Source organism: Hymenobacter sp. HSC-4F20 (assembly GCF_019599275.1).
GTDB lineage: Bacteria > Bacteroidota > Bacteroidia > Cytophagales > Hymenobacteraceae > Hymenobacter.
Genome location: NZ_JAHZTD010000011.1, coordinates 1 through 25351, shown reverse-complemented (window position 1 = coordinate 25351; position 25351 = coordinate 1). Strand labels below are relative to the sequence as shown.

Genomic DNA, 25351 nt, shown 5'->3' with positions numbered 1-25351 from the left:
TGCCTGCTAAGGGGCTACTGGTGTTGCGTATCTATTCTTCTATATGCCTTTCTTCCCCCGGCCCCGCGCACGATAGCGCGGGGCCTCCCGGGAGCTATTTCCGGGTAGGAAAGGCGCTTTATTCAGCAGAGCTGGCGGCGGAGCCCGCCTGGCGTGCCTGCTCTATTTCTATTCAGCTATATGAACGCTCCAGCAGGAAGCTGCCTGCCTGCGCGGCCTAACAGCGGCGCCACGGGTTGCAGCGGCGAACAGTTTTCGCCCGATCTATTTACCGGAACCGGCACTTTCTCGGTGCCCATCGCCCTGCCTCCGGGCAGCCATACGCTGCAGCCCGGGCTAACGCTACGCTACTCCACCAGCGCCGGAAACTCGGCCTTTGGGTGGGGATGGAACGCGGCGGTAGCCAGCGTGCGGCGCAGCACTCGCGCCGGCATCCCCCAGTACGCCGACGACCAGGATGTGTTTCTGCTCTCCGGCCTTAATGAGCTGGTGCCCATTCGGTGGGAAAACCTGCTCGGAGGCGCGGAGGGCACCACGCTGCTGGGCACGGTGGCCCAGTACCGGCCCCGCACCGAGGGCATGTTTGCCCGCATTGAGCACTACCGCTACCACGACAACGGCCCCAACTACTGGCAGGTGCGCACCACCGATGGGCTGATCAGCACTTACGGCGAGCCGGAGCTACCCGTCGCGGCTGCCGGAAACCTGGCCGTGCTGGCCGATCCGGAGCACCCGGCCCACGTGCTTGCCTGGCACCTGACCCGCACCGTAGACCCGCTGGGCAACGAAATCCGCTACGGCTACCGCCGCGAACAGGCCCAGGAAGGCCCGCACCATTACGAGCAAACCTACCTGACCAGTATTCGCTATGCTGCCTACCCTCCCGACGCCCCCCGGCGCTGCGGGGTGAGCGTGGAGCTGAACTACGGCCCCCGCCCCGACCCCTTTTCCACCTACGATGCTGGCTTTGAGCAGCGAACCACGCGTCGCTGCACCAGCATCTGCACCTACACCACTCCCGACGCCCCGTCCGCGGGCGCCGGCAGTCGGGAGTCCGTGGCCACCTATTCTTTTTCCTACCTCGACGAGGACGCCTCAACCGCCGGCCCGCCGCTGGCGGGCGTTTCCCTGCTTCGGCGGGTGCTGATAACTGGTCCCCGCCACCAGGCGTCCGGCCCCCCGCTGGAATTCGGCTATTCCTGCTTTCAGCCGGCAGACCAGTGCTTTTTTCCGCTGGGGGGCGAGCTGCCTGCGGCTTCTCTGGCCAGCCCTGGCATGGCCCTGCTGGACCTGTTTGGCCGCGGCCTGCCCGACGTGGTGGAGCTGGCGGAAGCCGGCGGCCACTATTGGAAAAATCTCGGCTATGGCGTGTTCGACCAGCCCCGGCCCTTGCGCGCCACCGCGGTTGGCTTGCAGCCCACTGCCCCACAAGAAAAAAAACAGCCACGCCTGAGCGAGGAGGGCACGGCCGCCGTGTTGCGCGCCCGCTGCCGGCCTACTGCCCCCGGCCTTACCGGGGTAAACCAGGGCCTCCGCGCCCCGGCTGGGGCAGCTGAGTTGCCATTTGACGACTACCCTGGGCTATGCCCGCAGGACCCGCGCCTGCGCCGCGCCCTGTTCGCGCCGGGTTTGCCTGCCGTAGTGTTGGTAGAGGAGAAACAGGTAGCGTACTGGCCGAATTTGGGGCGGGGCCGCTGGGGGCGGCGCATTGCCATGCGCAACAGTCCCCGCCTGCCCCACTGCTACGACCCCGCCCGCCTGCTGCTCGGCGATGTGGACGGCGACGGGCTCGACGACCTGCTGTACGTGGAAGATACTGGCCTGACGCTGTGGCTGAACCGTAGCGGCAACGCCTGGTCAGACCCCATTCGTCTTACTGGCCCGCCCACCCTGCTGTCCCCCGCCGCCGTGCGCCTCGTCGACCTGCTGGGTACGGGGGTGGCCGGCTTGCTCTGGACATGCGCCGCCCTGGCTGGGGGCCGCCCTCACCATCACTTCCTTGATTTTACTGCCGGCGTGAGGCCCTACCTTCTCAAGCAGCTAGCTACTTCTCCCTCAACCCTGACGCGGGTGGAATACGCCGCTTCCACCACGTACTACCTCCAGGATGAACGCCGCCCCGCCACCCGCTGGCACACACGGCTTCCCTTTCCGGTACCGGTAGTGGCGCGAGTGGAAGTGCGGGAGGGGCATTCGGGCACCGCTACTGCCACCAGCTACTGTTACCACCACGGCGCTGGCTCCGCCGACGAGCTGGGAGTCTGGGGCTTCGGTCGAGTGGACCAGCACACGACTATCCGCCGCTACCAAGCCGTCGCCGCTGCGGACGCGTGGTCGTGCCGGGCCGGAAACAAGCCAAGCTGGGCCTACGAGGAGCAGGAATTCGCACTTGACGAACGCCTGATTCCGGCACTCTGTTCTGCCCTGGAACCCTGCTTGCCCGGCAATTCGGAGCCGCCTGCCGGCTTGCTGGAAACCCGCTGCTGGTTTCACCTGGGGCCCGTGCGCAACGAGCGAGACGAGTGGCAAGAGCTAGACCTGACCCACGAGTACCAGGCTACCGCCCCGTCCGTGCTGAAGCGCCCGGCCGCCACGGACGAGCTGCTCCGGGCCCTGCCCGGCCGCCACCGCCGGGCGGCCTACCGGGCGCTACGGGGCTCCAAGCTGCGCACAGAAGAGTACGTTTCCACCGGGGCCGGCCGCCCCTCGCAGCTCCATCGGGTTGCGGAAAGTCTTCCAGGCGTAGCCCGCGTAGTACCCCGCCAACTGGACACCGATGTGTTTGGCTCCTGGCTTTCCTTCGATGGGCAGCTGCCGCCGCTGGCCCAGCTGGTGGCCCCGCTCAGCAGCCAGCTGATTTTCTTTCCTCACCACCTGGGCCAGTGCACTACCGAGTGGCCAGCGGGGGGCGCCCCGCGGACTCAGCTGGCCTTTTTGGGGGATTACGACAGCTACGGCCAGGCGCAGCAGCGCCTGCACCTAGCGTTGCCGCCGGGCCAGCATCCGGCCGCCCCGGCTGCCGGGGTCCGACTGACGCACCTGCGCACGGAGTACGCGGGCTACGACAACGACCCCGCCAGCCCCCTGTACTGCCACAGCTACTATGATTCGCCCGCGGAGTACCAGCCCAGCCGACTTGCCCAAACGCGGTGTTGCGAAACGGATGCTACCACGACCTGCCGAAGCGCCCTGGAACTCGCCCAGGCGGTACTAGCGGGGCAAGTCAGCGCCAGTGCGCCTGCTGCTGGCCAGGAGAAACGCCTAGACAGGACTGCTCCCCCCATCTGCACTCACTGCCTCTCTTTTCCCTTCTCTACCAGACGATACGATGCCCATCCCCTCTAAAGCCGGGCTGCTCCGGCAACGAGAGCCAGCCCGGCGGAGCGACGCTGCCGGCGGCCTAACTACCCATCCACAACCTGCGGGCCTTCAGGACTACTTTCCTCAATCAGCTGGTAGCGGGTTCACTGGGGTTCTTTCCGCGCTAGGCTGCTGCCAGGTTTAGAACCACCCGCCCCAACAGCCAAAGTTTTAGTAACACCGGTGTATATGTGTTGTTAGTGTTATGAGTGCTACCTGTGTTACTAAACGTGTGGGTAGTCACTAGAATCCTTCTCAGTATGCCATAGTTTGAAGATTTTTAATTTTGTAAAATGCTTATAGTAAGTCACTTGAATTATATTTTATCTTTATTCTCATTCCTTTATCATGTCTAGCAAAACGCAAGAAGAACTTCTTCAGGAACTGGAAATGGCGGTGCGCACGGGCGGGCAGGGTGGTAAAACCACCGCCGCCGATGTTCGTACCTTCCTCGCCAGCCTGACCACCGAACTCTATGACCGCACGGATGGAGCCCGGCCCTTTCTGTTTCAGGTAAACGCCCTCGACGATCCGGGCCACTTCCACTTGGCCTCGCTCACAGTGGAGCAGGTGCGCCAACTCGTGCAGCAGGACGTAGACCAGGTGACTGTACTCAGCGAGGCCCGCGACGGCCACCAGCACCAGATTACCCTAGGCTACGACCATGCCCAGGCCACCTTCACGGTGCTGCAAGTGCGCCGCCAGGGCGACTACCCTACCGACGCGGCTCCGGAAGAACTCGCTGCCCACCAGGTATTGCTCATCGGCCGCGGGGGGGGGAGTTCTACGGGGGCCGGCGACGTAACAAAAGAATACGTCGATGAGCAGGACACAGACCTGCGTAATCAGTTAAGCACCCTTCAGGCGACTACCACCGTCGTTAATAGCAATTTTGCTAACGTCGTCAAGCCTGACCGTACCACTACCTACTATTCTTCTGCCGCCGCCGCGCTATTGGGTGCCAGCAGTGGTGATACAGTAAATATTAATGCGCCGCTTTCCGATCCGAACGTGGGAGGAAACCAGGAGCAGATCCGGGTGAAAGCAGGGGTTAATGTGAATCTACACACTATCACTGTCAACGCGCCTTCCAACGTTTCCGATGTGCTCACTTTCGAAGGAGGAAGTGGAGTCTTAAATGGCGACTTTGCTACGCTAAACCAAGTGAAAAGTGGGGGCTGGGTAGTCGGCGCATATGCCAATGCCGTTGTGGACTATACTATTCACAACCTAAATATTAATGTGTCGGGGGGTAACGGCACCGGCTTTTTCCTGTGGGGCAAAGCAACCTACCGCTACAGTGGCACTATCATTTCCAGTTTGCTCACGGATGCTATTCGTATTACAGGGAATGGCCAGCCTGCTGAGTTTTATGGCACAGGCTTTCTGAAGCAAACTGGCCCGGGCAAGGTGGTACAGGTAGTGCACTCCGCATCGGTCTTTGAGTGGAAAGGCGATATTCAAGCAGATGACAGTTCCTTTATTCACACTCATCATGCTGGGGGTAAGGTGCATCTGAAGGAAGGCACGCTTTACTCTGCAACGCGTACGGCAGGAGCGCCACCCCTGATAGCCGGGCTTGGCACTGTGACACTGACCAATTACAGCGTATTGGGCACTCCTGGGCAAACTGCTGTTCAAGCTGATACTGTGATCCTACGAGGCAATACGATGGTGCGGGGTACCATCGAGGCGAAAAACGTAATAGACGAACGGGCCATGACTAGCGCTCCAGGCGGAGCTGGCGGCTCTACCTTGGAGTTCGTGTTCGAGGCCGGCTTTACAGATGACGTCACGCGTACCATGGGCGCCACCCAGGCCGCTACCTACCAGAGCCAGCAGCTCCGGAACGTAGCCAGCGTGACCTACCGCCTGAACGGAACCCCCATCGGCCTGCCCTTTGCCGTGGCCAGCGGCGACACGCTGGAGGTGCTCATTTCCCGATCGGCGGCCGCTAGCACGGCCGTTGTAACCCTGGCCTCGTGATGCAGCACCGCACGACGTATTACTCGAACCAGGCCCTGGCTGGGCAAGCGCCAGCCCGCGCCCAGGCATACGCCCAGCGTGTGCAGGCTGACGGAGGCACCGTAACGGATATGCTCCGCGTAGAGGCCGCCTACCGCTACCTCGACTCCCTACCCCCAGCTACCACCGGCATCTGGATTAGTCCATATTTTGGTAACCGGGTGAACGCCGCCGGTCAGGTGGAGCGGGCCTACTGCTTGTTTGGCAACGACCTCCGCCAGGCTACGGCGGCTACCAGCCTAGTGACGCTCCAACCTACCGGCCTGAACGGGCACCGCTGCTACGCTACCAATCAGGGGGCCTTGCAGGTAGATAACCCTGGGTTTCACCTCAATACTACAGAGGCTACCGTAGCTACCGTCTTCAGCACCGATAACATGGCCGTTACGGTTCTGCTCGAATACTCCCCAAACATGAATACTACCCGGGGCTTCGTGGTCAGCGTGGAAGACGGGGCCACTCACACCATGACCCTGCACCACGACGCGGGCTACGCCATTGCGGCCCTGCCCGGTGCCCAACCCGGTGTGCCGGCTACCTTGCTCGGCACCTGGAACCTAGCGCGCCCCGGCCGCGAATCCCGGCTGCTGGTGGATGGCGTGCGGGCCGACTACTCCCGCCACCTGTACGGCACAGATTACAACGCCGACAACCCGGCCGTACCGCTGCCGCCCCAGCCCCTGTGGATTGGTGCCCGTAACGGCACGGGGTTAGCGGCCAACATCCTGCTGGGCGACCTGTGCTTGCTTAACCGAGAGATGGTAGGAGCCTCTGAAACTGCCCTCTACGAACTGGTGCAGCAGTACTATCAACCGGACTACGTGGGCTCTATCCCTACCACCGGCTTGCAGGGCTGGTGGAGCGCCGACTCGGGGGTAGTACGCAACGACGCCGGGCAGGTGACCGAGTGGCTCGACCGCAGCCCCAACCAGCTGCGCATGGTGGCCGAGCCCGGCACCGCCCCGCTCACGGTAGCCGAACATTGGGCAAACGGCCGGCCCGCCATCCGCTTTGATGGCAACGGCGCGTTTCTGCCGCTGACCTTGCCGCAGGCCGCCCCCACGGCGTACACGGTGGCCCTGGTACTGCACAAGCAGCCCCAGGCCACCAACGGCATGCCCTGCATGTTCGGGCAGAATGTCAACTATGCCAACGACCTGTGGGTCAGCTCCGACTGCTTTGGCCTGAACAACTTCAACAGCAACATTGTGGGCATTGCCGGCGCCGAAACCCGGCTTACCCGGCCCGTGGTAGTGCTGGCTGAGTTGCATAACAACCAGACCCTGGCCTTCCGCCTGTGGCTAAACGGGGAGGCCCAGCCCGTAAGTCAGATGCTGGCCGGGGCCATCGACCGGCCCCTGGATAATGTGTTCCGCCTCGGCGACGCCACCTTCCACGAGTACGGCGCCTACCGCTGGCAGGGCTGCATTGCCGAGGCGCTGGTTTACGACCGAACCCTGAACCCGGCCGAGCAAACCCAGTTGCAGCAGTACCTGCTGGGCCGGTACCAGCTGGCTCCCGCGGCCAGCCTTCAGGAGTTGAGCACCGGCCCGGCTGCCCCCGTCAACCGGGTGCGCTACTACCCCCGCGACGGGTTTACCAGCCGCATGGTGGGCGGGCAACTGCAAGGCTCCCCGGATGGGCGGCAGTGGACCACGCTGTACACCATCGGCACGGAGCCCCCGCAGGGGCAGTTTACGGAAGTGACGTTTCCGAACACCACTTCCTACCGCTACGTGCGCTACCTGGCTCCTTACAACGCCTACGGCAATATCACGGAACTGGAAGTGTACCACGATGGGCAGCGGCTGCTGGGCATGCCCTTCGGCACGCCGGGAGCCTACGCGCCGGGCTGCGAGTTCGACAAGGCCTTCGATGGCAACCCGGCTACCTTCTTCGATGCACCGAATGGGGCCGTGGCCGAGGTCGGGCTGGATCTGGAACGGCCCGCCCCGGTGGCTTTGCCGGCTCCTACCCACTACCTGGCCGCCAACGCCGCCGCCACCAACCAGTACCTGCTGGTGCCGGTACCGGCTCTGGAAACGGTCACGCTCAGCTTCTGGCTCTGGAAAGACTCCGCCTTTACCGGCGGCTGGGAGTACGTGCTGGACTGGCGGGATACTGTGCAGGATAGTTGGTTTGCCACCCATGGGGTAGGTAGCAACTGGGACTGGTACGTGGATGGCGTGCGCCGCACCGGCCACAACCTTGCTGATACCCTGGAGCTCGGCGTCTGGCACCACTGCATTTTGCAGCTGCGCGTGCCTGCACCGGCCGGCAACCTCACGTTCGGCTCCCGCTACTCGCTCAACGAGCAGATGCGCAACATCCGCGTGGCCGATCTGCGCGTGTACAGCCGCCACTTCACCCCCGTGGAAGTGCTCAACTACGAGCGGAGTCCCACCGACTCGCTGGTGAGCCACTACGAGTTCCGCCAGGATACTTCCACCACGGCCTCCGACAGCGTAGGGGGGCATCATGCCAGCCTATATAACTTCTAACGGAGTGTACTGGCGCTTAAAAAAAGGCCCTGCTACTGTAGCAGGGCCTTTTTTTAAGCGCCAGTAAGCCGGAAGGCTACTCGTGGAGCCAGAAGCCAAAGCGAGCAAACTGCCGGCTCTGCCACCAGGCGTGGCCGCCGTAGCGAAAGTTGCGGGCCCCGGCCTGGCTTTGCAGCGGAATAGTCACCTCGGTCCCGTGGCGGGCGGCGGGGTAGCGGGGCAGCTCCGGCACCACAGCGCAGATGTGACCCGGCTGGTTCAGCTCCGTCCGCTGTCCGCATACTAGGGCTACCCGTCCAGCGTTGGCCCCCTGCTGCAGCTCCGTGGCCGAAAACGTGCGCCGCCAGCCAAAGGCCGGCCCAAACTCTTCGAGCCAGTTGTACAGGCTGTTGGCGTTGAGTTCGAGTACGGTGGCCCCGTACTGGGCCTCAACGCAGGTACCGGCCAGCAGCTGGGCCAGGGCCGTCGGGCGCCACCACACGCGGGGCAGGTAGGCCCCGGCCAGGTGGCAATAGTCGTGGGCGTAGATGTTGCAGTAGGTCAGGCCGCTGCCCGGCTTGTAGCGGGCCGAGTGCTCCACGTCCAGAAACTCCAGAATCCGGGTCAGTTGCTGGGCCTTGTCCTGGGCCGTGGGGCCGGGCCGGGCGGGCTGGGCGGCTTCCCGCAGCGAATACGCCCGGCGCCCGGTCTGGGCCCGCGTAACCGGGCCGGAGGCGGCCAGGTGGGCTTCGGGAAGGGCTAGTGCCGGGGCGGCGGGCGCGGCCGTGGTGCCGGCTGCTTTTTGTAGCAAAAACGCTTTCACAAAGCCTTCCAGGGAGGGCGCCCCGGGCAGTTCAACGCGTACGTGCAGCCAGCCGCTGGGCTGATTAACCGCTGCCGGCAGGCGCTGCACCACTTGGCCCTGGCGGAGCTGGGTAAGAATGTTGGTAGTAAGCAGGCGCGGGCTGGCCCGCAGGTTTGCTTCCAGGGGAAGCACCCGGTAGAAGGATACAGGCATCGGATAGAAATAAATCAGATAAGGAAATAGGCAAGACACTGGGGCCGGACGAGGGCCGGGCGGGTGCGGGCCGCTACGCTCAGCTTAGCGTCCGACGCAGGCCCCTACCAGCAGCCCCGCTATGGCTGCCAGCCCGGTAGCGGGCGTGAGCAGCTGCCAGCGGCGCCGGCGGGCCTGGCGCTGCGCTTGGTCATAGGCGCGCCCGAGCGAATCGATGGTAGCGTCCTTGCGGCGGCTGGCGGCCTCGGCCTCCCGCAGGCGCTGGGCCGAGGCGGCGTAGAGCTGCTGGCTGAGCTGGAGCTGGCTGCTGAGCGTGCGCAGGCGCTCTTCCTTGCTGGCCAGTAGCAGATCAGCCAGCTCCGTGTGCTGTTGCAGGCGGCGGTACAGGCCCAGCTCTAGGGCTACCCCCGTCGCAAACGGGAAGGGCTGGCCCACTACCCGGCGCTGCAGCTGGGTCGAGTCGGGTACGAGTTGGGCCAGGGCGCTAGAGCTTAGGCAGCACCACGCGGCCAGCGCGATACTGCGTTTCCAGTTGTTGTTCACGGCGGGAAAGCTCCTGGGAGCGTTGTTGCTGAAGAAGTAATTGCTGACGCAGCACCTGCTCGAGGCTGTCGTGACGGCGGCGCTGCTGCCCTTCCTGGGCCCGTAGCACCGAGTCGATAACCCGGAGGCGGAGCGTCGCCAGCTGGGTTTGCTGCAAATGGCGTTGGGTGCGGCGCTGGCACCCGTCCAGAACCAACTGCAGCAGCAGGAGCAAGGTCCCTACCCCGAGCAGGAACACCAGCAGCCGCGGACGTAGCCAGGCGCTAAGGATGGCGAGCCAGGGCATAAGCAGCCGAATAAGTCGCAAGTGGCGTGGGCGAAAGCAGGGGTAGGGGCCAGCGGGTAGCCAAGTTCCTGCCGGCAGAAAGGTGAGGTAGCAATAGCATAATAGAATAGCTTAACATAAAAACAGGTGGCCCGGAACGAGGCATACCCATGGCCCGCAACTGCCTGCGACCGGAGCCAACAAAAACGCCCGTCAGAAGAAATCCTGCGGGCGTTTATGGGCGCAATAGCGCGCAAGAAGGTAAAATGGGCTGCCGGAAAAATTCCCGGCAGCATCCGGCCCCCAGGCAGGAGGCCGGACCCCGGGCGAATACGATTTGAAGTACCATGCGGCTCCCCCCCCTGACGCCTAATAGAGTCAGTGGGCCGCTTGCGCTGCGGAGCGCGCCGGTTCATCACGTAGCATTACCCCCCTGGAGGGGGATAATAAGTTGCGCTTCACCCGAATTAAATCTACGTATGCAGATTTAATTCATAGCCATTTTATTATAGGTTCCTTGGCGGAAAATTACTTGATTATTTACGAAAGAGCTAAGCCATATTTCATCACTTAGCTCACTAATTATTTTTCCGGAAGGCGTAGGTTGCGCGGCGGGCGCATCAATTACTAGGGCAAACCGAAACCGATAATTATTTCCTTTTTTGCCTTTAGCCTGGGCTCTTCTTCCACCTGAAGGCTCGAACCATTGGTTACCATCCAAGAAAATATCGGCGTAGGGGGCAGCTGTTTCCAGGGTTTGCATGTAGGTGTCACCGTAGAATTCGGTATCCATTTGCCAGATGCCCCGGCCGCCCCAAAAGCCTCCTGTGGCACGCCAGCCCCCCTGGTGGGAGGGGTGACCCCAGCCTACGCTGTGCCGGTGGCGGTTGCGCCGCTGGTTATAGGTGAAAAGCCAGATTTCGGGATTAGACTTCAGAATATCAGAGCCTAGCGCCGACGCAAAACTGACCCGGAGGTGGTTGGCCGTAACCAGCGGCTGCCGCTGGAAAGCAGCGCCATAGCGAATTTGCAGCAGTGGTTTGGGTAGCTGTAGGCTAGCCGCCTGGACCGCCGAGCCTGGTGCTTGCCGCAGGGCTAGCAACTCATCCGTCAAGCTTGTCAGGACGGAGCGTACCCCGCTGGCAGTGGTTAAGCCTGGTACCCCGCCACTGGGAAGGGCGGTGCTAATTTCCTGCAAGAGTTGTTCTCGCGACTTACTAGCCATAACTGCACTACTAAAAATAATTATAACTAATTCTGATGCGTATATATCAGTGCAATACTAAAATATTATTTCCAAGGTTACAAGGCTCGATAATTATTTTTATTATTTTCAATACTTATTACCGCATTACTGACGGAATCAGCCAGGGCAGCCACCAAGTTTATGTATACAGGAGGAATTAAGGGAACCGAGCTATAGCATAAAGCATGCGTTTATGGCGGATGTTGCGCCATACGCCGTTGCCGGCGCGGGAGCCGGCTAGGTTAGTATTGCCTTCCACCGTGGTTACGCTCGGGCCGGTGCCCCAGTCGCTATCCAAAAAGCCCACGTGGTTGATGGCCGCCGAGCCGCTGAAGCGGTAGCCTACCAAGTCGCCGGGGCGGGGGGGTAGGCGCGGTTCGTTCCGGCGGCGCAGGTTGCCGTGGCCCAGCTCAGGAGGCCGCTGCTCCGCATCCTGGCGGTAGAGCAGGCGGGCCGTGGTAAACCAGCTGCGGGCCCGCCCGTAGCGAGGAGCCGGAATGCCAGCTTGCCGGAAGCACCACACGCAAAACGCCGAGCACCACTGGTAGCCGCGGGGTAGTCCAATTTCGCGCAGGTAGGCCTCCACCTGGGCTCCGTCGTTGCGGCCGGTGGCCTCGCGCACGCCCACCTGGCTTAGGTACACGGCCCGCAGGCGCTGGGGGGCTGGCCCCGCGGCTGCCCGCTCCGGCTGGGGGCTTAGCTGATAACCAGCACGGCTATTTCCAGCAGCAGGGTGCCAAAGAAGTAGCAGAACAAGATAGTAAGCGAGGTTTTGAACAGGCGCCATGCTTGTGCGTTTTTACGGTCATAGTAGTCTTTATCGAGCTGGTAGACGGCCTGCTCCGGCAAGTCCAGCAGGTCTTTCTCCAGGCAGCGGATGAAGTCGGAAAACAGGTCCGGGAACTGCAGGCGGAACATGGTGTAGGCCACGGCCGAGGCGTAGACGAAGTACAGCAGCGCGGAGGGCAGCACGTTCAGGTAGTCCACCGGGAAAGCCCGGGCCTCGGGGTCGAGGTAGCGGCGCAGCCAGTAGGGCACGGCCAGGAACAGGACGATGGCGCCCACTACCAGCGGCCAGTCGTTCCAGCGTTTCTGAAAAAGCTTAAACCAGGTGGCAAACCGCTGCCATAGCGCCCGGGCGGGGGCCAGCTGCGCAGCAAACTGCGAGAGAAAAGGATGCATAGAAAGTAGCGTAAAAGAATAAAGTGAAAAAGGAAAATAGGCTATGTAGTAAAGTGATAATCAGTAACTTTTAATGGTCGAATACAAGGCCCGTGTCCATGTTCATCTGGCTGGCTTTCAGGCCGTGCTCTTCGCCCAGGGCCCGCAAGCCGTTCTTGAGCTGCATCAGGCCCTGATTGAACTCGGGGCGCATGTTGTTGTGCTTAACTTCGGCCTGCAGCTCCTCCAGCTGCCGGATCAGGCCTTCTGTCACCTGGCGGGTAGCCACCATTTCATTGCGAAACCGCTCGTTGAGCTTTTCCAGCTGCTCATCTTTCTGGAGGCTGGCCAGGCGGTGGGCTTCGCGCTCGGCCTTCAGTTCTTTGTACAGGGTCCAGCACACAGCGCATACCAGGGCCGTCACGAGCAGCAGCAACCCGCCGACGGCCGTGCTTTCCCATACTTTATCGAATACATGCTCCCCGTTGGGGAGGATGCTAGCCAGAAGCACCTGCCTGTACGCATCAGCATCAGCGGGGGGCGGCAGCATGGGGTGGGGAGGGGGAAGAGGATGAACTCGCGAAGTAGGACCGTAACTCGGTCAGCTCCTGGGTGAGCTTGTCGTTGATGTCGGGGTAGGGCATGAGCTGCTGGAGGTAGTGGCGCTCCAGGCTCACGTCGCGGAAGCTGGTCACGCGGACTACATCCTGGTTGTGGCGGCAGAAATTGGACCCTACCACCTGCAGGTACACCACGGCTCCAGTTTTAGTGATGGCACGCACCACGTAAGGGCTGGAATCATTGCGCAGCAGGTGCTGGTAGGCAATGTGGTAGTCGTCGTCGTGGAGGAGCTGCACGGCGCGCATGCCCACCAGTTCGTGCTTGCTCTGGTCGTACTGCAGGATTTTGTAGGCTGCCGCATTGGCCTCCAGGATGGTGGCATCGGCGCTGATAAACATGCCCTCCAGGCTCATGTTTTCGCGCAGCTGCAGCAAGGCCCGCACTTCCACCAGTTCCTCGGTAGCGGCCTGTAAGTCGGCCAGGCGCGGGAGCTGCATGGCGTACTGCTCGGCCGAGAAGGCCAGCACCACCGCCACCACCGCCACCAGGCCCGTGGCCAGACTGATGGCGCTGCCTACCACGGCCCAGGCTCCCGTAAACAGGGTAGTCACGTGCAGCATGCGCCCGGCCGTCAGCAGGGAAAACAGCACCCCCACCAGTACCAACGCCGTACGCACGGGCCGCAAATCGCCGCGGCGGTGATAGATGCGCCAGAGCAGCAGGTTGAAGGCCAGGCAGGCAGCCGCCATGCTCACCGTACCCACCAGCAAGCCCCATTCGTGCCAAACCAGCCCCGCGGGCGAAAGGCCGGCCAGGGCCGCCCACAGCAGCAGGCTCAGGCCCAGCAGCCACCACAGGCGCCGGCGTGGCCACTGTAGCGCCGTTACTCCCGGCAGCAGGCGGAGCAACTGTTCCTGCAACTCTCTCAGGCGCTGGCGAAGGGCGTGTAGCAACCAGCTCATACGCGCTGGGAAGCATCGGTAAGGACCGGACGGGCCGGCGCGCCCGCCTCACCAGATACGGACGGAAACGCAACGGCAGCGGGCAGGGCGGGCACCGCAGCAGCCGGGCCGGAGCAGGCAGCGCGGCGGCAGCGGCCGGCGTTGCGGGCGGGGCAAGCCGCGCCAGAGCACCGGGCGGCCGGCGCGGCGGCCCCGGGGGGCAGAATAGTACACATACGAATAGGTAGTAATTGGATTGTAGATAGAGGCTGTTGAATATAGGCTCAGCTGATAGCCAGCTGAATAGGATAGTACGCCGAAGCTTTGCTAAGAACCGGCAAGTTCTGCTTCTGATTCCGCCACCAGCAGGTTTGCGTCGGATACGCCGGGGTACGGCGGCTATTTCGTGGGTATGGCGGGGTTTCGCGGACATAGCACACTGGCGGGGGCAGGCCAAACCTGCGTATCTTTACCACTGCCCCACCAGGGCGTTAGCGTTAGTGTATCGTTTCTATTTCTATCGACTTATGAGAATTACATCGGCAACCAAAAGCCAGATTGCGGGCTGGTATTCGTGCACTCCCGACACGCTGCGACGGTGGCTACAAGAAGCTGGCCTGCAGTTTGGGCGGCGCAAGCTGCTACGGGCCAACGAGGTAGCCCAGATTATTCAGGCCCTGGGTCCGCCCCAGCGGGAAATCGACACACCCTGAGCCGTGCCCTGGTAGCGGCCGTTGTGCTTCCCCAACCAGCCGGCCCAGTTGCTGGCTCCGAATGGGGGAGGAAGAAGTGAAGGCTGCCGCCGGGCTACACGATGACATAGGGTTCATATTTTTTCAGCAGCTCACTGAGCCGCAGCATAACGGCGTGAAGTTCCGGTTGGGTTTCTGGCAATGGCAGGCAGCGGAACACGGCCAGCATTTCCGCTAAGGTTAGCTGAATTGGGAGCAGGGTCGCGGCGGCTTCGCCCGGGCGTAGATGGTGCAGCAGCTGGCGGTGCAGGCGCCCGGTAAGGCTGGGCAGCACGGCCTCGGCGCTGATAGCTTGCAGTGCCGAGAGCCGGGGCGCGTTGCCGTGGGGCGGCCGAATCTCCTGCAACCACTGGTGCAGGGCTTGGGTGAGAAAACGAACTTGCAGGTAGCTAAGCAGGAGCGTTTCTTTCATGATGGGAAGGATAGCAAACAGAAACCGAACCGCCACCGGCGTATTTTCTCCCCTAGGCGCTACCTACTCACTCCGGCCCGGCCGGGTTAGCTTGCGTGGGTGGGCAGCGCGGGAAGGAAGCTGCCCGGCCGGGCCACCACCCGAAACTCGAGGCCCTGGGTCCGCTCGCAGAGGCGGTAGTAGCGCAGCTGCGGCTGCAGGCGCTGGCAGAGCTGCACCAGGGCCTGGTAGCCCGCCGCGTCGTTGGAGTAGGAGTAGAAGGTGCAGTGGCGCGGGGTAGGATCGGGCGTCTCAAATACTACCCACAGCCACCAGCGGGCCGTGGCCCGGCGCGGGTGCGCCTGCGGTTCCGGGGCCGGCAGCGGGCGGGTGGGGGGGGTGCGGGTCAGGAAATCGTTTACATCCTTGTAGCCTTGATAAAGATGATTCTGGGCCTGCACGCGCCCGGGCAGGTGGTGCTCAAAAAACGCCAGCGTCTTGCGCCCGGCCGCGTCGTTATCCAGGAAGCTGTATACCACGGGAGCCGCCTCCAGGTAGGGCAAAGCCTGTGCCGACATGCTCACGGAGTTGAGGATGAGCACGCTGCACCGGAAAGAAACGCAGCCGAAGTGGGTCAGTGCGCTCAGGTAGTCGAAAAAGCCCTCGAATAAGGCGCAGCCTGGCTCACGGCCCGGCAGGTAGCTCAGGCCCTTGGGACCCAGGCAGGACTGGAAGTTTTTGCTGCGCAGCTCCCATCCGCCCGCGTCGGAGCGCCAGGCCAGCGCGAAGTAGGGCCGGGAGCGGGCAGAGCCGACGGGCCGGTAGAACACCTGCTGCAGACGCCCCAGCACGTGTGGATTGCGCTGTACCAGCTCCCAGCGGATGCCCCGCTCGCGCAGGTACTGCACCAGGGGAGCGTAGCTGAGCGGGCTCAGGCTCACTTCCTGAAACGCCGCCCCGGCGGGTTGGGGCTCCAGTGGGGGGAGGGTGGGCGCGGGTACGGACTGCCCGGCCAGCTCGCGCAGCAGCAGCCGGGCCTGAGGCAGCGTTACCCGGAAATACCGCATCAGCAGGGCCAGCACGTCGCCCCCGGCGGGGCGGCCGGCGGCATCGGTTTCCCCGAAATCAATCCAGACGTTTTTGCGCGGATTCACCACGAAGGAAGGCGTGGACTCCTGCCGAAAGGGCGAGAGGCAGTAGTGCTCCTGTCCGGCTGCCACGCTCACCACCGGAATGTTGAGCAGGGTCAGCAGGGAGAGAATGGGAAAGCGCTTGGCCGCAGCCAGGGAGGAAGAAGAACGCATAGAGGATAAGCACGAAGCCGCTGGCCCGCCCGCTATGGGTGGGCAAGGCGGCCGCCGGCGGACCTATTTTTTTTCAGCCGGCTTCCTTTCTTGTGGAAAAAAAGTGGATAACTCGCCCGGGTGGCGGCGTTCCTATGCTTCATAGAATTTATAAATAGTTCTTATCTATAAAGCGGGGGAAAATGCCCGTTTAGGCTTTTTTAAGTACGCTGCACGGGGGTGAGCGAAAACGTGGCGGCTAGCTGCCGCACCGAATCGGCAACGGCCGCGGCCTGGGTTGATCCGCCCGCTTGGGCTGGCGGCGAGGGCAGCTGCTCTACCTCCTCGAAAACCAATAAGGTGGGGTTCAGTAGCAGCTGCAAGCCATGCCGGATGTGCACCTTAGCCCGCAGGAAGCCCGTTTCCACCAGCGTCAGAATGTGGCGGTAGGCCGTTTTCGGGTCGCGGTTTCCGCAGCGCTTGGCCAAGGAGGCGCGGGTGGTAGTAATGGCCAGGTTGGTGGCCCCGCGGGCCCGTTGCCAGGTAGCGTAGAAGATGGTTACTATTTCCTTCATGGTGTTCCAGACGTTGCCCTTCAGCTGCGGGAAGCGGAGCTTTTTGGGGCCGGGGCCGTACTGGGCGCGCACGGCTGCCAGGTGAGTAGGCCGTGGGGCGGGGGCAATAGGCGAGGGGTCGCGCAGCAGCTGGTGCAGCCGCCGGAAGGTAGCCGAGTAATTGATGCGGGGCTTGCGCCGGGCGGTGGGGTGATACATGAAGTCGGAATAGAAAGGAACTGGTAGGGCCGGCCTACACCAAGGGCGTCCCGGAGGTGCCCCGCGTTTGGCGGTGGGCGGGCAGATAGGGCTAGTGTAGCCAGCAGTAGAGGTGGTGGCCGAGCAGACCCAGCAGGGCCAGTAGCTCCAGCACCACCAAGGCCAGCACGCGCGGGGTCGTTAGCCAAGAAGGATGTCGTAGCATAGCCAGAATCGGCAAAGACTGCCCAGCCTGCTTCGCCTCGCCAGCGCACGCCAGTGAGGCTACCGCAGGCGGCAGCCGTATCTACAGATGCAGGAAAAAAGTGCCTCCGCCGGGCTTGTAGGCAGGTGGGCAAAGCAGCCCGGGGCGTAGCGCCGGGGCCGAACAAACCGTGCCGGACCGCAGTCCGGGCGTCAGAAACCAACAGGAAAACATACCAGGAGGTGCACGTGCTTAGGAGACAGCAAACGCCCGCCAGGCCCGACCGAAGCCGGAGCCAGCGCAGCAGAAAAATTGCACGGTGTGTGTACGCAGAGCGGTAAGCGGGCGCTGTGGGCGGGACGCGTGCGCGCGGCAAGCGTACGGTCCCGCCCCAGTGCCACTGGCCTTACCCCTGAAGGAGCAGAGCAGAGGACGAGGGCCACAAAACACGTAGCGGCAAGGGCAGTTGAGGCCGTAGGGGAAGCCTGCCCAGGCTACGCCCGGCCCTGGGGCCGAAGCGTGAAAGCCGAACAGGTTGCTCCCTCCGTATGTGGCTGCGGTTTCCCCCAACGTCTTCCAAAAACAGCCTTCCTTGCGGGAGGAGTGCTGCCTTCCCAGATAGCATAATGGATAGTGATACGGAAGACGGAAAGCGGAAACCAACCTTACCAGCTTGTGCCAGTAGCATAACCTAACGAGGATAAAGTGAATAAGAATAAATTAACTAATTATGCGAAATCAGCATAAAGTAGGGTAGTTATTTCGTGGCAATATGCTGTAGTTATAACGCAACTTGCAATAAAAATACTATAGTTAAATTTAAGTTACTAGTATAATATATTGAAAATCAATAGAATACTTTCTTTCGATGAAGGAACGCGCCCATGGAACTCTCGGAAAAGCTTCGTCTGCTACGAATTCGTGCTAAACTGTCTCAATCCCAGGTAGCGGAGCGAGTAGGGAAGGATTACAGCGCTATTGCGCGCTACGAACGGGGCGATGTAAAGCCCAAAGTGGACGTGCTCCAACGGATTGTAGGCATTTTTGGGATGAGCCTGGAGCAGTTCTACAACTACAATCCCGATGAAGATGTGCGAACTGCGCCGCGCCGCGCTTCAGCCGTGCCGGCTGAGCTTACGACTGGTGCTGCTTCCCCCCAGACCGTCACTGTGCTGGTGGAACTGGATGGCAGTCCGGAGTGCCTGGCTCGGTGGCTGGTCCGGCTGCGGGAGTTCAACGATATCATTGCGGCCACCTGAGAGCCGACCGCGGCGAAAGAGCTGTTGCATTAGGCTTTTATAATAAGTTTATGCATATTTGTGTGCTAGTACGGTGCAAGTATATGCACTAATAACATATCAAACAAGAATTGATATGAAATTTTTAAATATCAATGCATGGACCCAGTTATAGTTGAGCGTCTCAAGCAGTGTCGGGCACTGTTGGGGCTTAAGCAGGTAGAAGCGGCGGAAGCCGCTGGCCTGTCGCAAAGTGATATCAGCCGGCTGGAGGGGGGAAAGACAAAAACTATCCCGCATGAGTACATGCATTTTCTGCATAGTAAGGGAATCAACCTGAACTTTCTGTTCACGAGCGGGCCGCCGCAAGAGCCGCTGTTGGCGGCTGCCCCGGTTTCTTCGGAGCCGTCACTGGCCCCCCAGCCTGAACCGGTCCCCGAAACTTCGGCTCGGCTTGCAGCTGCGGGCGAGTTTTTGGTGGTTACCCAGAACACGGAAGGCCTGGCTACCATCCCGCTGATCAACTATAAGGCCGCCGCCAACTACTTAGCCGGTTACCAGAGCCAGGAGTTTTTCGAGCAGTCGAGCCCCATGATACTGCCCAGCGAGATAGTTCGCCAGGGGCACATGCGGGGCGTGCAGGTAGTGGGCGACAGTATGGAAACCACGTACCACGACGGCGACTGGCTGGTGTGCCGCTACCTGGAACGCTTCGATTGGGAGTCGCTCACGGACCTGGAGTGCTACGTGGTCGTTACCGAGTCGCGTGGGCTACAAATCAAGCGGGTAAAAAACCGGCTACGGCGCGACGGATTTCTGCGTCTGCGCTCCGATAACCGGACGCACCCGCCCTTCAATGTGTATTACGACGATATTCTGGAAATCTGGCACGTAGAAGCGCAGATCACAAAGTATATGCCCAACCGGAACGAACAGTTATTCCACAAGGTAGATAACGTGGAGGAAGGCTTGCACGACCTGCGGGAGTTGTATGAGCAGATGAAAGAGGAAAACCAGGAGTTGAGGCAGTTTCTGCAAACGTTGGTCCGGCAGGTGGCTCCTTCCCAGCTCCCCTCTACCCCGCCCGAGGCTCAGTAAGTTTCCGCTACTGCCTTCTCCCGCACGCCCGGCTGCCGCCCCCTTGGGGGCCGGGGCCGGGCGTTTGGTATGGTAGCATAGGGGGCGCACCAAGGCCCGCCCGTGAACTTTGTGGCTACTTTTGCGGTACCACAGTATCTACTGCCCTTGCCGTTATGAAACTCCGCGACCGTTATCCGCAGCTCCAGGATCCGGCCATTGTGAAAGCAAGAGTGGTGCAGTCCGTGTACGCGTCCATGGCCCTGGAAAACCAAACTGTGCCCCTGGCACGCCTGGAGGCCCTCTATGAGCAAACCTAGTCCGGCAGCCTAAAGCAGCGGCCGCAGCTAGGCGCGGATGAGCTGGTGCAGTGGCCCTAGCTCATAGGCATCGGCCCGGCGGATGGCCTGCCACTGGTACAGTACTACCTCCTGATAGCCGTAGGAGTAAGCCAGCAGGTTGGTAAACAGACGCGCCGTGCGGCCGAATGGCCACTAACCGGTAATGCGCATACGCCAGCAGCGCCGCCACACTTTCCGGAGAGGGCTCCGCCGGGAGCTGCCGGTGAGTCAGGAAACGGCTTAGAGTAATTTTACCCCCCCCGCTGCTATAAGAAGGCCAGTCAGTTCGTCTACAAATTCGTAGAGCAGCAAGGGTACCTGGTGAGCTGGCGGGGACAGGTAGGCTCTCTCGTTTGGCACGCCGCGCCGCCATTGCCCGGCCCACTCGTACAGCTGCCCGAACGCTCGTCGGTGCAGATTCTGGAGCAGGCCCGCTGCCAGGTCTACGGGGTAGTCCAGTTCTTCCAGCACATAGCGCTCCGCGCCGGCGACTCTCAACTCCTCCTGTGCATTCACTTCGTGTTTATCCGTAAGCCTGAGCAGGTTGTCCTCGAGGGCAGCGGTGCAGTGACCCATAAAGTGGAAGAAGTGCTAAAGGGTAGCCAATTGGCGCTAGCTGTAGCAGATAACACAAATAACACGGTGTTACCTATGTTCCTTAGGAGAGGAAGTGGCCAGGGTGCCACTTATAAAAAGTGGTTTTTCAACTTACCGTAGGCCCTGCATCTTTAGAAACAGTCCCCCAGGGTTGCGGTCCGCTTTTACCTTGTCGGTTTTCAGCTTGTACATGAACTTGAATAGCTCGTCGACCAGGTGACCATCGGTGAGAATGGCCTGCTGCAACTCGGGCTGGGCGATGCCGAGCGTATCGAGGTGCTGACGGGCCAGCTGGGTGCGGGTATCGTCCTGAGTATCGGCGAACGGAATTGGGAGCTGCTGGGGCTGCTGCTTGCGCACGTAAAACCGCAGCCCCGTAAAGGCCCGGCCCTTTTTCTGGAGCTGGTAGTCTACCTGCAAGTCGGTGTGCTCGTTGATTTGCCGGATGGCAATATCCAGCACCCGGGCCTTGAGCTGGCTGATATTCTGGAACTGCTCCGGCTCCCGGCCGGTGGGGTCCTTGAGCTTGAGCATGAGCTTGAACTCATCCAATTCGTACACCCGAGTTTCGCCCACGTCCTTCCACTGCGAGGTCAGTTGATAAATGCGCTTGGCGTACTTGCTGGTGAGCTTTAGAGCCGAGTGTAGCTGGTAGGACGTGAAATTATCTTTCAGCTCGTAGAGGTAGGGCCGAATGTGGCGCGAGAGCTCAATTTCCAGGTAGCCTCGCCCCTTGATGTACTCCACCTTCTGGAACATCCACAGCTGCTTGTACACCTGCGCATTCTCTACCTCAAACATACGCGAGCCCATATCCGCCGTCGCTTCGCGCAGCTGCTGGTAGTTCCAGCGGCGCCCCGTCAGGTTCTCAATGTCCTTGACGTAAATGCAGTACTGGGTATCGGGGCTGTCGTCTTTCTTGAGCTTGGACAGCACGTAAAACAGGATATCCAGCTGACAAGCCGAATAATCATAGCGCGCCGTGGTAATGGCGTTGTGCTGACGAATGGCCAGTTCAGTTAGCGGTAGGTTCTCGGGCGGCATACCAGGGAATGTTTGGCTAAATGTACTGTCTATACAGTATAAAAACCACTGTTAAAATTAGACGTGGTTTTTCGCTTATAAAAAGTGGTGGATAGACTTATAAAAAGTGGTTTTTCACTTATAAAAAGTGGTTTTTCACTTATAAAAAGTGGTTTTTCACTTATAAAAAGTGGTTTTAAACCTTTATATGCTATTGATTATCAGCTAGTTGTGACCCCTGCAAATAGGTAAATAAGACAAGTTTTCACAAATTTGTTGATGTCGGGCCAACAAAAAGCTTTTAAAGAGATTTGTCGACTTATAAAAAGTGGTTTTTCACCCAAAAACATCAACAAGCAACCCCACCGGAAACAACATCAGCACGCAGCCTCTGTGATTGTACTTTTTTAATATTATATATGTTCTTATAAATATAAAACCACTTTTTATAAGTGAAACCGTCATACTCTATACCCCCCTTTTATAAGTTAACCGACCAAAAATCCCCTCTTCTGTATGCCCAGCGCATCAAGTGGGTATACAGAAGAAAATACAATCCTCATTGAATAACATTGGTAACACCATATCTGCAACTCAGTAACACGCATAACACCGGGCATTTTTATAATATTGCCTCATGAGCAAGATTCTCGCATTTACTAATCAGAAGGGAGGGGTAGGCAAAACCACATCCGTGGCGAATGTGGGAGCCGGGTTGGCCCGGGCTGGCTACAAAGTCCTGCTCATCGATCTGGACCCCCAGGCAAACCTGACCCGGGGGCTGGGCCTGGAGGCCCCGGAGTACAATGTGTACGGTGCCCTGTTGCAAGAGTACGACCTGAAGGCCTACCCCGTGCAGGAAAACCTGGGCCTGGTGGCCGGAGCCCCCGCCTTATCGAGCTTCGAGAAAGTAAAGGGCGACGAACTGGACCGAGAGTATCTGCTAAAGGATCTGCTCGAGCCGCTGCACGCGCGCTGCGACTATATTCTGCTGGACTGCCCGCCCGCCCTGGGCCTGATTACCCTAAACGCCTACGCCTGCGCCGACACGCTCTACATTCCGGTGGAAGCGCAGCTCTACGCCACTGATGGCTTGGAGAAAGTACTGGAGATGGTTGCCCGCGTACAGCGGCGGCTGAACCCAGGCCTGAAAATCGGCGGTATCTTCTTCACCCGTTTCGACGGCCGCAAAGTGCTCCGACGAGAAACCGCCGAATTGATTCGGGAGAAGTACCCCACCTTGGTACTTACCAGCACGGTCCGGGAAGCTATCAGCCTGGGTGAAGCACCCCACCTGGGCCAGGATATTTTCCGCTACGCCCCCGCCAGTCCCGGAGCCACCGACTACCAGGCTCTGGTGCAAGAAATCCTTACCCGCTAACGAAGCAGGCACATGGCTAAGTCATTCAAGAAGCTGGCTCCCCCCGCCACGCCCCCCAAAAGAACCTCGGAAAAGGACTTCCTGGATTTTCTGGAGCAGGAACGAAGCCCTGAAACATCACCGGCTGCGGTTCGTAACGAAAATAGTAATACAGGTAATACTAGTAACACCAATAACACGCAGAACGGTGAGACGCCTTTGGTTACACCTGTTACCAGTGTTACTAATGTTGTCAGTCCTGCAGCGTCTGCTGACGTGCGCCAAACATTTATCATCGGGCAGCAGTATCTGGAGCAACTCAAGGACTACGTGCACACCCGCCGGGTAGCTGGCCAGTACGAGTATACCCAGAAGCAGGCGTTGCACGAGGCCCTGGAGCTGCTCTTCGCCAGTGCTACTATTGAGGCCCGGCCCGCCCACATCCGGGAGCAGGAGGAAAGCCGCCGGCAGCGCATCCGGCGGGGCCTACCCAAATAGCACAGCGGGCTTTGCCCAAGCCTTGTGACGAATCCCACACACTACCCCCTTGCTACGCCTTACCACCAGCAGGGGCATAGGGAGCCTGTTCCGCCGAGGGGTCAGGAGGCAGAGCCGTTACCCGGCTAAGCAGGCGCTGCACCGTGGCCGGGTAGAAAGCGTGCCCCCGCCGCGTGAGGTAGCCGGAGTCGTTGAGCTCGGTGGCAATCTGCTGGAGCGTGTGGCCCTGGGCCTGTAGGAGAGTAGCCAGCCGCGCTGCCTGGCGGTTACGCTGGTTGTTGGCCGCGTTCCGCTGCCGCACGGCCTGGCCCTTGGCCACGGCTGCGGGCGTCAGGTTAGCCGGGGTGCCAAGTTGGGCACCCCGGGCCTTTTTGGCCGCTAGTGCATCCCGGGTCCGCTTGGAAATGGTTTCCCGCTCGTGCTGGGCAATGACGGCAAACAGCCCCACCGTGAGCGTGTTGGCATCGGGCATGTCGCAACACACAAAATCCACCCCCGAGTCGCGTAAGGCGAAGATAAAGCCCGCGTTGCGGCTCAGGCGGTCGAGCTTGGCGATGAGCAGGGTAGCCCCGGCCCGGCGGGCGGCGGCAATGGCGGCTTCTAGCTGCGGCCGCTGGTTTTTCTTGCCGCTCTCTATTTCCGTAAACTCTTCCACAATGCATCCAGGGCTGGGCACATACTGGTGCACGGCCGCCCGCTGCGCCTCTAGGCCCAGTCCGGAACTGCCTTGTTTCTGTGTCGAGACCCGGTAGTAGGGAACGTATTGCCGCATAGAATGCCTTATCGGTTAAGAACCCAGCCGCCGCTCGTATTCGTAGTGAATACTCTCGGCCGTTTGGTGGGAGAACTGAAAGATTACACTATCTTCGCCTTCAGTGGGACGCGCCTGGCCAATTATAAGATAGGGCTGGGGCATCCGCTGATCTACTTTATCCTGGAGCCGCACGAGCAGCTCTGTTATTTCTAGTTGAGACGCGGCCCGGTCCAGGGCAAATTCTTCAGTTAACCGCGCGTAGTTCGTAACGTATACCTGTCGGGACATATCCTTATTCTTCTTACTTATCTTATTCGTATCGTGCTGTATTCTCTGCTGCTCCCCCTGGAGCTCTCCGAAGCCTGCGTGGCTTCTACCCCCATTACTTCCTACTAACTCAGCCCAAAGCTACGACTTTTGCCGAGCTTATAACATTTTCTGAACGGTCGTTTGGAAAAGGTTATGAGTGGGCCATCAGTCTCGGCTTCGCCATCTTAAAAGGTGCTTTTCTCTATGAGGCAACCGTCGTTAGCATTTATTCTTACAAGCGCATCTAGATACTCGCAACTACATGATCTGCGGGTTCTATCTGACAGAAGAATTTTACTATACGCATAATTAACTATACCTAATTACTATGTCCATTAACCCGCTCCGTGATAGGATCAATTCATTACCGCTGATCATTGCTGGCCCCATTCTAAGACGCACCGAAGCTAATTCTGTAACCGTATGGGTAGCTCTCAAGAATGCAGCAACACTTACCCTGAATATTTACGAGGGCGGTAGGGTAGTTCCCAACAAGCTGAAGCTCACGGGTAGTACTTCAACCGTTCAGATGGGCGATTATTTGCATATAGCCGCTGTCACGGCTTCTAGGGGCAGCGCTCTACAGCCACACCAACTGTATTGCTACGATATGCTGTTTCAGAATTCGAGCGGACAAAAGGACCTGGCAGCACCTGGGGTATTTCATGCTGGCGGTATAAGCAATTCTAAAGATAGTATAGGGCTATGCTATGGCACTTACGAGCGTCCAACATTTGTGCTGCCCTCCACCGAGTTGAGTGATTTGCGCATCATTCACGGCTCGTGCCGTAAACCGCACGGTGGCGAAGACGATGCGCTGGCTTATCTGGACAAATTGATTGAGGATAGCCACAATAAAGTAGGTACCCGGCAGGACATAGTTGCCCAAGGGGGAGGCGAACCTCGACCGCATCAGTGCTACTTCACGGGTGACCAAATCTATGCTGATGACGTGGCCGCGCCGTTGTTGATGCTGCTAGACAACGCAGGCAAAGATCTTTTCGGGTGGGTAGAATTACTATACGGAGCCGGTACACCGGAAGAAGTTACAGATGAGCTCCCAGCAGTTCTTAAACCTGGCAAGCGTGAAAAGATTATCACAGAGGTTGCTAAGTTGACTGCTTATGGGAAAGGCACAAGTCACCTGATGCGAATGAGTGAATTCTTTTCA

At 60.1% G+C, this 25351-nt stretch carries 26 protein-coding genes and 1 pseudogene; 11 read left to right on the top strand and 16 right to left on the bottom strand.

The window, feature by feature from the left end:
* The first annotated feature begins 180 nt into the window (after positions 1-180).
* The 3 genes from K3G63_RS22400 (at position 181) to K3G63_RS22390 (ending at position 7886) form a co-directional block, all read left to right on the top strand.
* Positions 181-3345 carry a SpvB/TcaC N-terminal domain-containing protein gene (locus tag K3G63_RS22400; protein ID WP_220616389.1) on the top strand — a complete coding sequence of 1055 codons (3165 nt, stop codon included), beginning with the start codon at positions 181-183 and terminating at the stop codon, positions 3343-3345.
* Between the two features lie 363 nt (positions 3346-3708).
* Entirely contained in the window at positions 3709-5346 is a 1638-nt protein-coding gene (locus K3G63_RS22395; RefSeq protein ID WP_220616388.1) for a hypothetical protein, read from the top strand.
* Positions 5346-7886: a hypothetical protein gene (locus tag K3G63_RS22390; protein WP_220616387.1), complete on the top strand. Its 2541-nt coding sequence runs from the start codon at positions 5346-5348 to the stop codon at positions 7884-7886. Before K3G63_RS22395 ends, K3G63_RS22390 begins: the two co-directional genes overlap by 1 nt.
* 76 nt (positions 7887-7962) lie before the next feature.
* On the opposite strand, the gene K3G63_RS22385 is transcribed toward K3G63_RS22390, so the two are convergent.
* From K3G63_RS22385 to K3G63_RS22345, 9 genes are all read right to left on the bottom strand, one after another.
* On the bottom strand, positions 7963-8883 hold the full coding sequence (locus K3G63_RS22385; RefSeq protein ID WP_220616386.1) for a hypothetical protein: 921 nt from the start codon (positions 8881-8883) through the stop codon (positions 7963-7965).
* Between the two features lie 84 nt (positions 8884-8967).
* Entirely contained in the window at positions 8968-9426 is a 459-nt protein-coding gene (locus K3G63_RS22380) for a hypothetical protein (RefSeq protein ID WP_220616385.1), read from the bottom strand.
* On the bottom strand, positions 9368-9712 hold the full coding sequence (locus tag K3G63_RS22375; protein WP_220616384.1) for a hypothetical protein: 345 nt from the start codon (positions 9710-9712) through the stop codon (positions 9368-9370). Before K3G63_RS22375 ends, K3G63_RS22380 begins: the two co-directional genes overlap by 59 nt.
* A 466-nt stretch (positions 9713-10178) precedes the next feature.
* Positions 10179-10484, bottom strand: a complete 306-nt coding sequence (locus K3G63_RS22370) for a hypothetical protein (RefSeq protein WP_220616383.1) — start codon at positions 10482-10484, stop codon at positions 10179-10181.
* A 610-nt stretch (positions 10485-11094) separates the two neighbouring features.
* On the bottom strand, positions 11095-11724 hold the full coding sequence (locus K3G63_RS22365; RefSeq protein WP_220616382.1) for a CHAP domain-containing protein: 630 nt from the start codon (positions 11722-11724) through the stop codon (positions 11095-11097).
* On the bottom strand, positions 11634-12119 hold the full coding sequence (locus tag K3G63_RS22360; protein ID WP_220616381.1) for a hypothetical protein: 486 nt from the start codon (positions 12117-12119) through the stop codon (positions 11634-11636). Before K3G63_RS22360 ends, K3G63_RS22365 begins: the two co-directional genes overlap by 91 nt.
* Before the next feature lie 70 nt (positions 12120-12189).
* Positions 12190-12648 (bottom strand): hypothetical protein, encoded by a 459-nt coding sequence (locus K3G63_RS22355; RefSeq protein ID WP_220616380.1) that lies wholly within the window; start codon positions 12646-12648, stop codon positions 12190-12192.
* Positions 12629-13621: a PAS domain-containing protein gene (locus K3G63_RS22350; RefSeq protein WP_220616379.1), complete on the bottom strand. Its 993-nt coding sequence runs from the start codon at positions 13619-13621 to the stop codon at positions 12629-12631. The genes K3G63_RS22355 and K3G63_RS22350 overlap by 20 nt, the downstream gene beginning before the upstream one ends.
* The gene (locus tag K3G63_RS22345; RefSeq protein ID WP_220616378.1) at positions 13618-13836 is read right to left on the bottom strand and encodes a hypothetical protein; all 219 of its coding nucleotides are present in this window, start codon (positions 13834-13836) and stop codon (positions 13618-13620) included. Before K3G63_RS22345 ends, K3G63_RS22350 begins: the two co-directional genes overlap by 4 nt.
* A 291-nt stretch (positions 13837-14127) precedes the next feature.
* Here K3G63_RS22345 and K3G63_RS22340 point away from each other — a divergent pair, with 291 nt between their 5' ends.
* Positions 14128-14313, top strand: coding sequence for a hypothetical protein (locus K3G63_RS22340; RefSeq protein WP_220616377.1), 186 nt, complete (start codon positions 14128-14130; stop codon positions 14311-14313).
* A gap of 94 nt (positions 14314-14407) precedes the next feature.
* Here the strand turns inward: K3G63_RS22340 and K3G63_RS22335 are convergent, their stop codons facing one another.
* The 3 genes from K3G63_RS22335 to K3G63_RS22325 all read right to left on the bottom strand — a co-directional run bounded on the left by K3G63_RS22335 (position 14408) and on the right by K3G63_RS22325 (position 16799).
* On the bottom strand, positions 14408-14764 hold the full coding sequence (locus tag K3G63_RS22335; RefSeq protein WP_220616376.1) for a hypothetical protein: 357 nt from the start codon (positions 14762-14764) through the stop codon (positions 14408-14410).
* Between the two features lie 86 nt (positions 14765-14850).
* Positions 14851-16047, bottom strand: a complete 1197-nt coding sequence (locus tag K3G63_RS22330; protein WP_220616375.1) for a toprim domain-containing protein — start codon at positions 16045-16047, stop codon at positions 14851-14853.
* A gap of 200 nt (positions 16048-16247) precedes the next feature.
* The gene (locus K3G63_RS22325; RefSeq protein WP_220616374.1) at positions 16248-16799 is read right to left on the bottom strand and encodes a hypothetical protein; all 552 of its coding nucleotides are present in this window, start codon (positions 16797-16799) and stop codon (positions 16248-16250) included.
* A 1068-nt stretch (positions 16800-17867) separates the two neighbouring features.
* Here K3G63_RS22325 and K3G63_RS22320 point away from each other — a divergent pair.
* The 4 genes and pseudogenes from K3G63_RS22320 to K3G63_RS22310 all read left to right on the top strand — a co-directional run bounded on the left by K3G63_RS22320 (position 17868) and on the right by K3G63_RS22310 (position 19618).
* Positions 17868-18242 (top strand): helix-turn-helix domain-containing protein, encoded by a 375-nt coding sequence (locus K3G63_RS22320; RefSeq protein ID WP_220616373.1) that lies wholly within the window; start codon positions 17868-17870, stop codon positions 18240-18242.
* A 138-nt stretch (positions 18243-18380) separates the two neighbouring features.
* Positions 18381-18494 (top strand): annotated as a pseudogene (locus tag K3G63_RS23210) (helix-turn-helix domain-containing protein); the annotation flags it as partial.
* A gap of 33 nt (positions 18495-18527) precedes the next feature.
* Positions 18528-19319, top strand: a complete 792-nt coding sequence (locus K3G63_RS22315) for a helix-turn-helix transcriptional regulator (protein ID WP_409070879.1) — start codon at positions 18528-18530, stop codon at positions 19317-19319.
* Between the two features lie 155 nt (positions 19320-19474).
* Positions 19475-19618, top strand: a complete 144-nt coding sequence (locus tag K3G63_RS22310; RefSeq protein ID WP_220616371.1) for a hypothetical protein — start codon at positions 19475-19477, stop codon at positions 19616-19618.
* A 261-nt stretch (positions 19619-19879) separates the two neighbouring features.
* Here K3G63_RS22310 and K3G63_RS22305 read toward each other — a convergent pair whose 3' ends face one another.
* Both K3G63_RS22305 and K3G63_RS22300 read right to left on the bottom strand, forming a co-directional pair.
* Positions 19880-20215: a hypothetical protein gene (locus K3G63_RS22305; protein WP_220616370.1), complete on the bottom strand. Its 336-nt coding sequence runs from the start codon at positions 20213-20215 to the stop codon at positions 19880-19882.
* A gap of 132 nt (positions 20216-20347) precedes the next feature.
* A complete protein-coding gene (locus K3G63_RS22300; protein WP_220616369.1) occupies positions 20348-21280 on the bottom strand; it encodes a replication initiation protein in 933 nt (310 codons plus the stop codon).
* Positions 21281-21896: 616 nt separating this feature from the next.
* On the opposite strand from K3G63_RS22300, the gene K3G63_RS22295 reads away from it, so the two are divergent.
* Together K3G63_RS22295 and K3G63_RS22290 are read left to right on the top strand one after the other, a co-directional pair.
* Positions 21897-22640: a ParA family protein gene (locus tag K3G63_RS22295; protein ID WP_220616368.1), complete on the top strand. Its 744-nt coding sequence runs from the start codon at positions 21897-21899 to the stop codon at positions 22638-22640.
* Between the two features lie 255 nt (positions 22641-22895).
* On the top strand, positions 22896-23117 hold the full coding sequence (locus K3G63_RS22290) for a hypothetical protein (RefSeq protein ID WP_220616367.1): 222 nt from the start codon (positions 22896-22898) through the stop codon (positions 23115-23117).
* Between the two features lie 52 nt (positions 23118-23169).
* On the opposite strand, the gene K3G63_RS22285 is transcribed toward K3G63_RS22290, so the two are convergent.
* Positions 23170-23889, bottom strand: a complete 720-nt coding sequence (locus tag K3G63_RS22285) for a recombinase family protein (RefSeq protein WP_220616366.1) — start codon at positions 23887-23889, stop codon at positions 23170-23172.
* 15 nt (positions 23890-23904) lie between these two features.
* Positions 23905-24159 carry a hypothetical protein gene (locus tag K3G63_RS22280; RefSeq protein ID WP_220616365.1) on the bottom strand — a complete coding sequence of 85 codons (255 nt, stop codon included), beginning with the start codon at positions 24157-24159 and terminating at the stop codon, positions 23905-23907.
* 349 nt (positions 24160-24508) lie between these two features.
* On the opposite strand from K3G63_RS22280, the gene K3G63_RS22275 reads away from it, so the two are divergent.
* A partial coding sequence (locus tag K3G63_RS22275) for a hypothetical protein (protein ID WP_220616364.1) occupies positions 24509-25351 on the top strand: 843 nt, incomplete at its 3' end.

What these genes read in the sequence shown, in the direction of transcription:
- K3G63_RS22400 (WP_220616389.1), top strand. Translation starts at nt 181, where the DNA reads ATGAACGCTCCAGCAGGAAGCTGCCTGCCTGCGCGGCCTAACAGCGGC.
- K3G63_RS22395 (WP_220616388.1), top strand. Translation starts at nt 3,709, where the DNA reads ATGTCTAGCAAAACGCAAGAAGAACTTCTTCAGGAACTGGAAATGGCG.
- K3G63_RS22390 (WP_220616387.1), top strand. Translation starts at nt 5,346, where the DNA reads ATGCAGCACCGCACGACGTATTACTCGAACCAGGCCCTGGCTGGGCAA.
- K3G63_RS22385 (WP_220616386.1), bottom strand. Translation starts at nt 8,883, where the DNA reads ATGCCTGTATCCTTCTACCGGGTGCTTCCCCTGGAAGCAAACCTGCGG.
- K3G63_RS22375 (WP_220616384.1), bottom strand. Translation starts at nt 9,712, where the DNA reads ATGCCCTGGCTCGCCATCCTTAGCGCCTGGCTACGTCCGCGGCTGCTG.
- K3G63_RS22370 (WP_220616383.1), bottom strand. Translation starts at nt 10,484, where the DNA reads ATGGATACCGAATTCTACGGTGACACCTACATGCAAACCCTGGAAACA.
- K3G63_RS22365 (WP_220616382.1), bottom strand. Translation starts at nt 11,724, where the DNA reads ATGGCGCCTGTTCAAAACCTCGCTTACTATCTTGTTCTGCTACTTCTT.
- K3G63_RS22360 (WP_220616381.1), bottom strand. Translation starts at nt 12,119, where the DNA reads ATGCATCCTTTTCTCTCGCAGTTTGCTGCGCAGCTGGCCCCCGCCCGG.
- K3G63_RS22355 (WP_220616380.1), bottom strand. Translation starts at nt 12,648, where the DNA reads ATGCTGCCGCCCCCCGCTGATGCTGATGCGTACAGGCAGGTGCTTCTG.
- K3G63_RS22350 (WP_220616379.1), bottom strand. Translation starts at nt 13,621, where the DNA reads ATGAGCTGGTTGCTACACGCCCTTCGCCAGCGCCTGAGAGAGTTGCAG.
- K3G63_RS22345 (WP_220616378.1), bottom strand. Translation starts at nt 13,836, where the DNA reads ATGTGTACTATTCTGCCCCCCGGGGCCGCCGCGCCGGCCGCCCGGTGC.
- K3G63_RS22340 (WP_220616377.1), top strand. Translation starts at nt 14,128, where the DNA reads ATGAGAATTACATCGGCAACCAAAAGCCAGATTGCGGGCTGGTATTCG.
- K3G63_RS22335 (WP_220616376.1), bottom strand. Translation starts at nt 14,764, where the DNA reads ATGAAAGAAACGCTCCTGCTTAGCTACCTGCAAGTTCGTTTTCTCACC.
- K3G63_RS22330 (WP_220616375.1), bottom strand. Translation starts at nt 16,047, where the DNA reads ATGCGTTCTTCTTCCTCCCTGGCTGCGGCCAAGCGCTTTCCCATTCTC.
- K3G63_RS22325 (WP_220616374.1), bottom strand. Translation starts at nt 16,799, where the DNA reads ATGTATCACCCCACCGCCCGGCGCAAGCCCCGCATCAATTACTCGGCT.
- K3G63_RS22320 (WP_220616373.1), top strand. Translation starts at nt 17,868, where the DNA reads ATGGAACTCTCGGAAAAGCTTCGTCTGCTACGAATTCGTGCTAAACTG.
- K3G63_RS22315 (WP_409070879.1), top strand. Translation starts at nt 18,528, where the DNA reads ATGCATTTTCTGCATAGTAAGGGAATCAACCTGAACTTTCTGTTCACG.
- K3G63_RS22310 (WP_220616371.1), top strand. Translation starts at nt 19,475, where the DNA reads ATGAAACTCCGCGACCGTTATCCGCAGCTCCAGGATCCGGCCATTGTG.
- K3G63_RS22305 (WP_220616370.1), bottom strand. Translation starts at nt 20,215, where the DNA reads ATGGGTCACTGCACCGCTGCCCTCGAGGACAACCTGCTCAGGCTTACG.
- K3G63_RS22300 (WP_220616369.1), bottom strand. Translation starts at nt 21,280, where the DNA reads ATGCCGCCCGAGAACCTACCGCTAACTGAACTGGCCATTCGTCAGCAC.
- K3G63_RS22295 (WP_220616368.1), top strand. Translation starts at nt 21,897, where the DNA reads ATGAGCAAGATTCTCGCATTTACTAATCAGAAGGGAGGGGTAGGCAAA.
- K3G63_RS22285 (WP_220616366.1), bottom strand. Translation starts at nt 23,889, where the DNA reads ATGCGGCAATACGTTCCCTACTACCGGGTCTCGACACAGAAACAAGGC.
- K3G63_RS22280 (WP_220616365.1), bottom strand. Translation starts at nt 24,159, where the DNA reads ATGTCCCGACAGGTATACGTTACGAACTACGCGCGGTTAACTGAAGAA.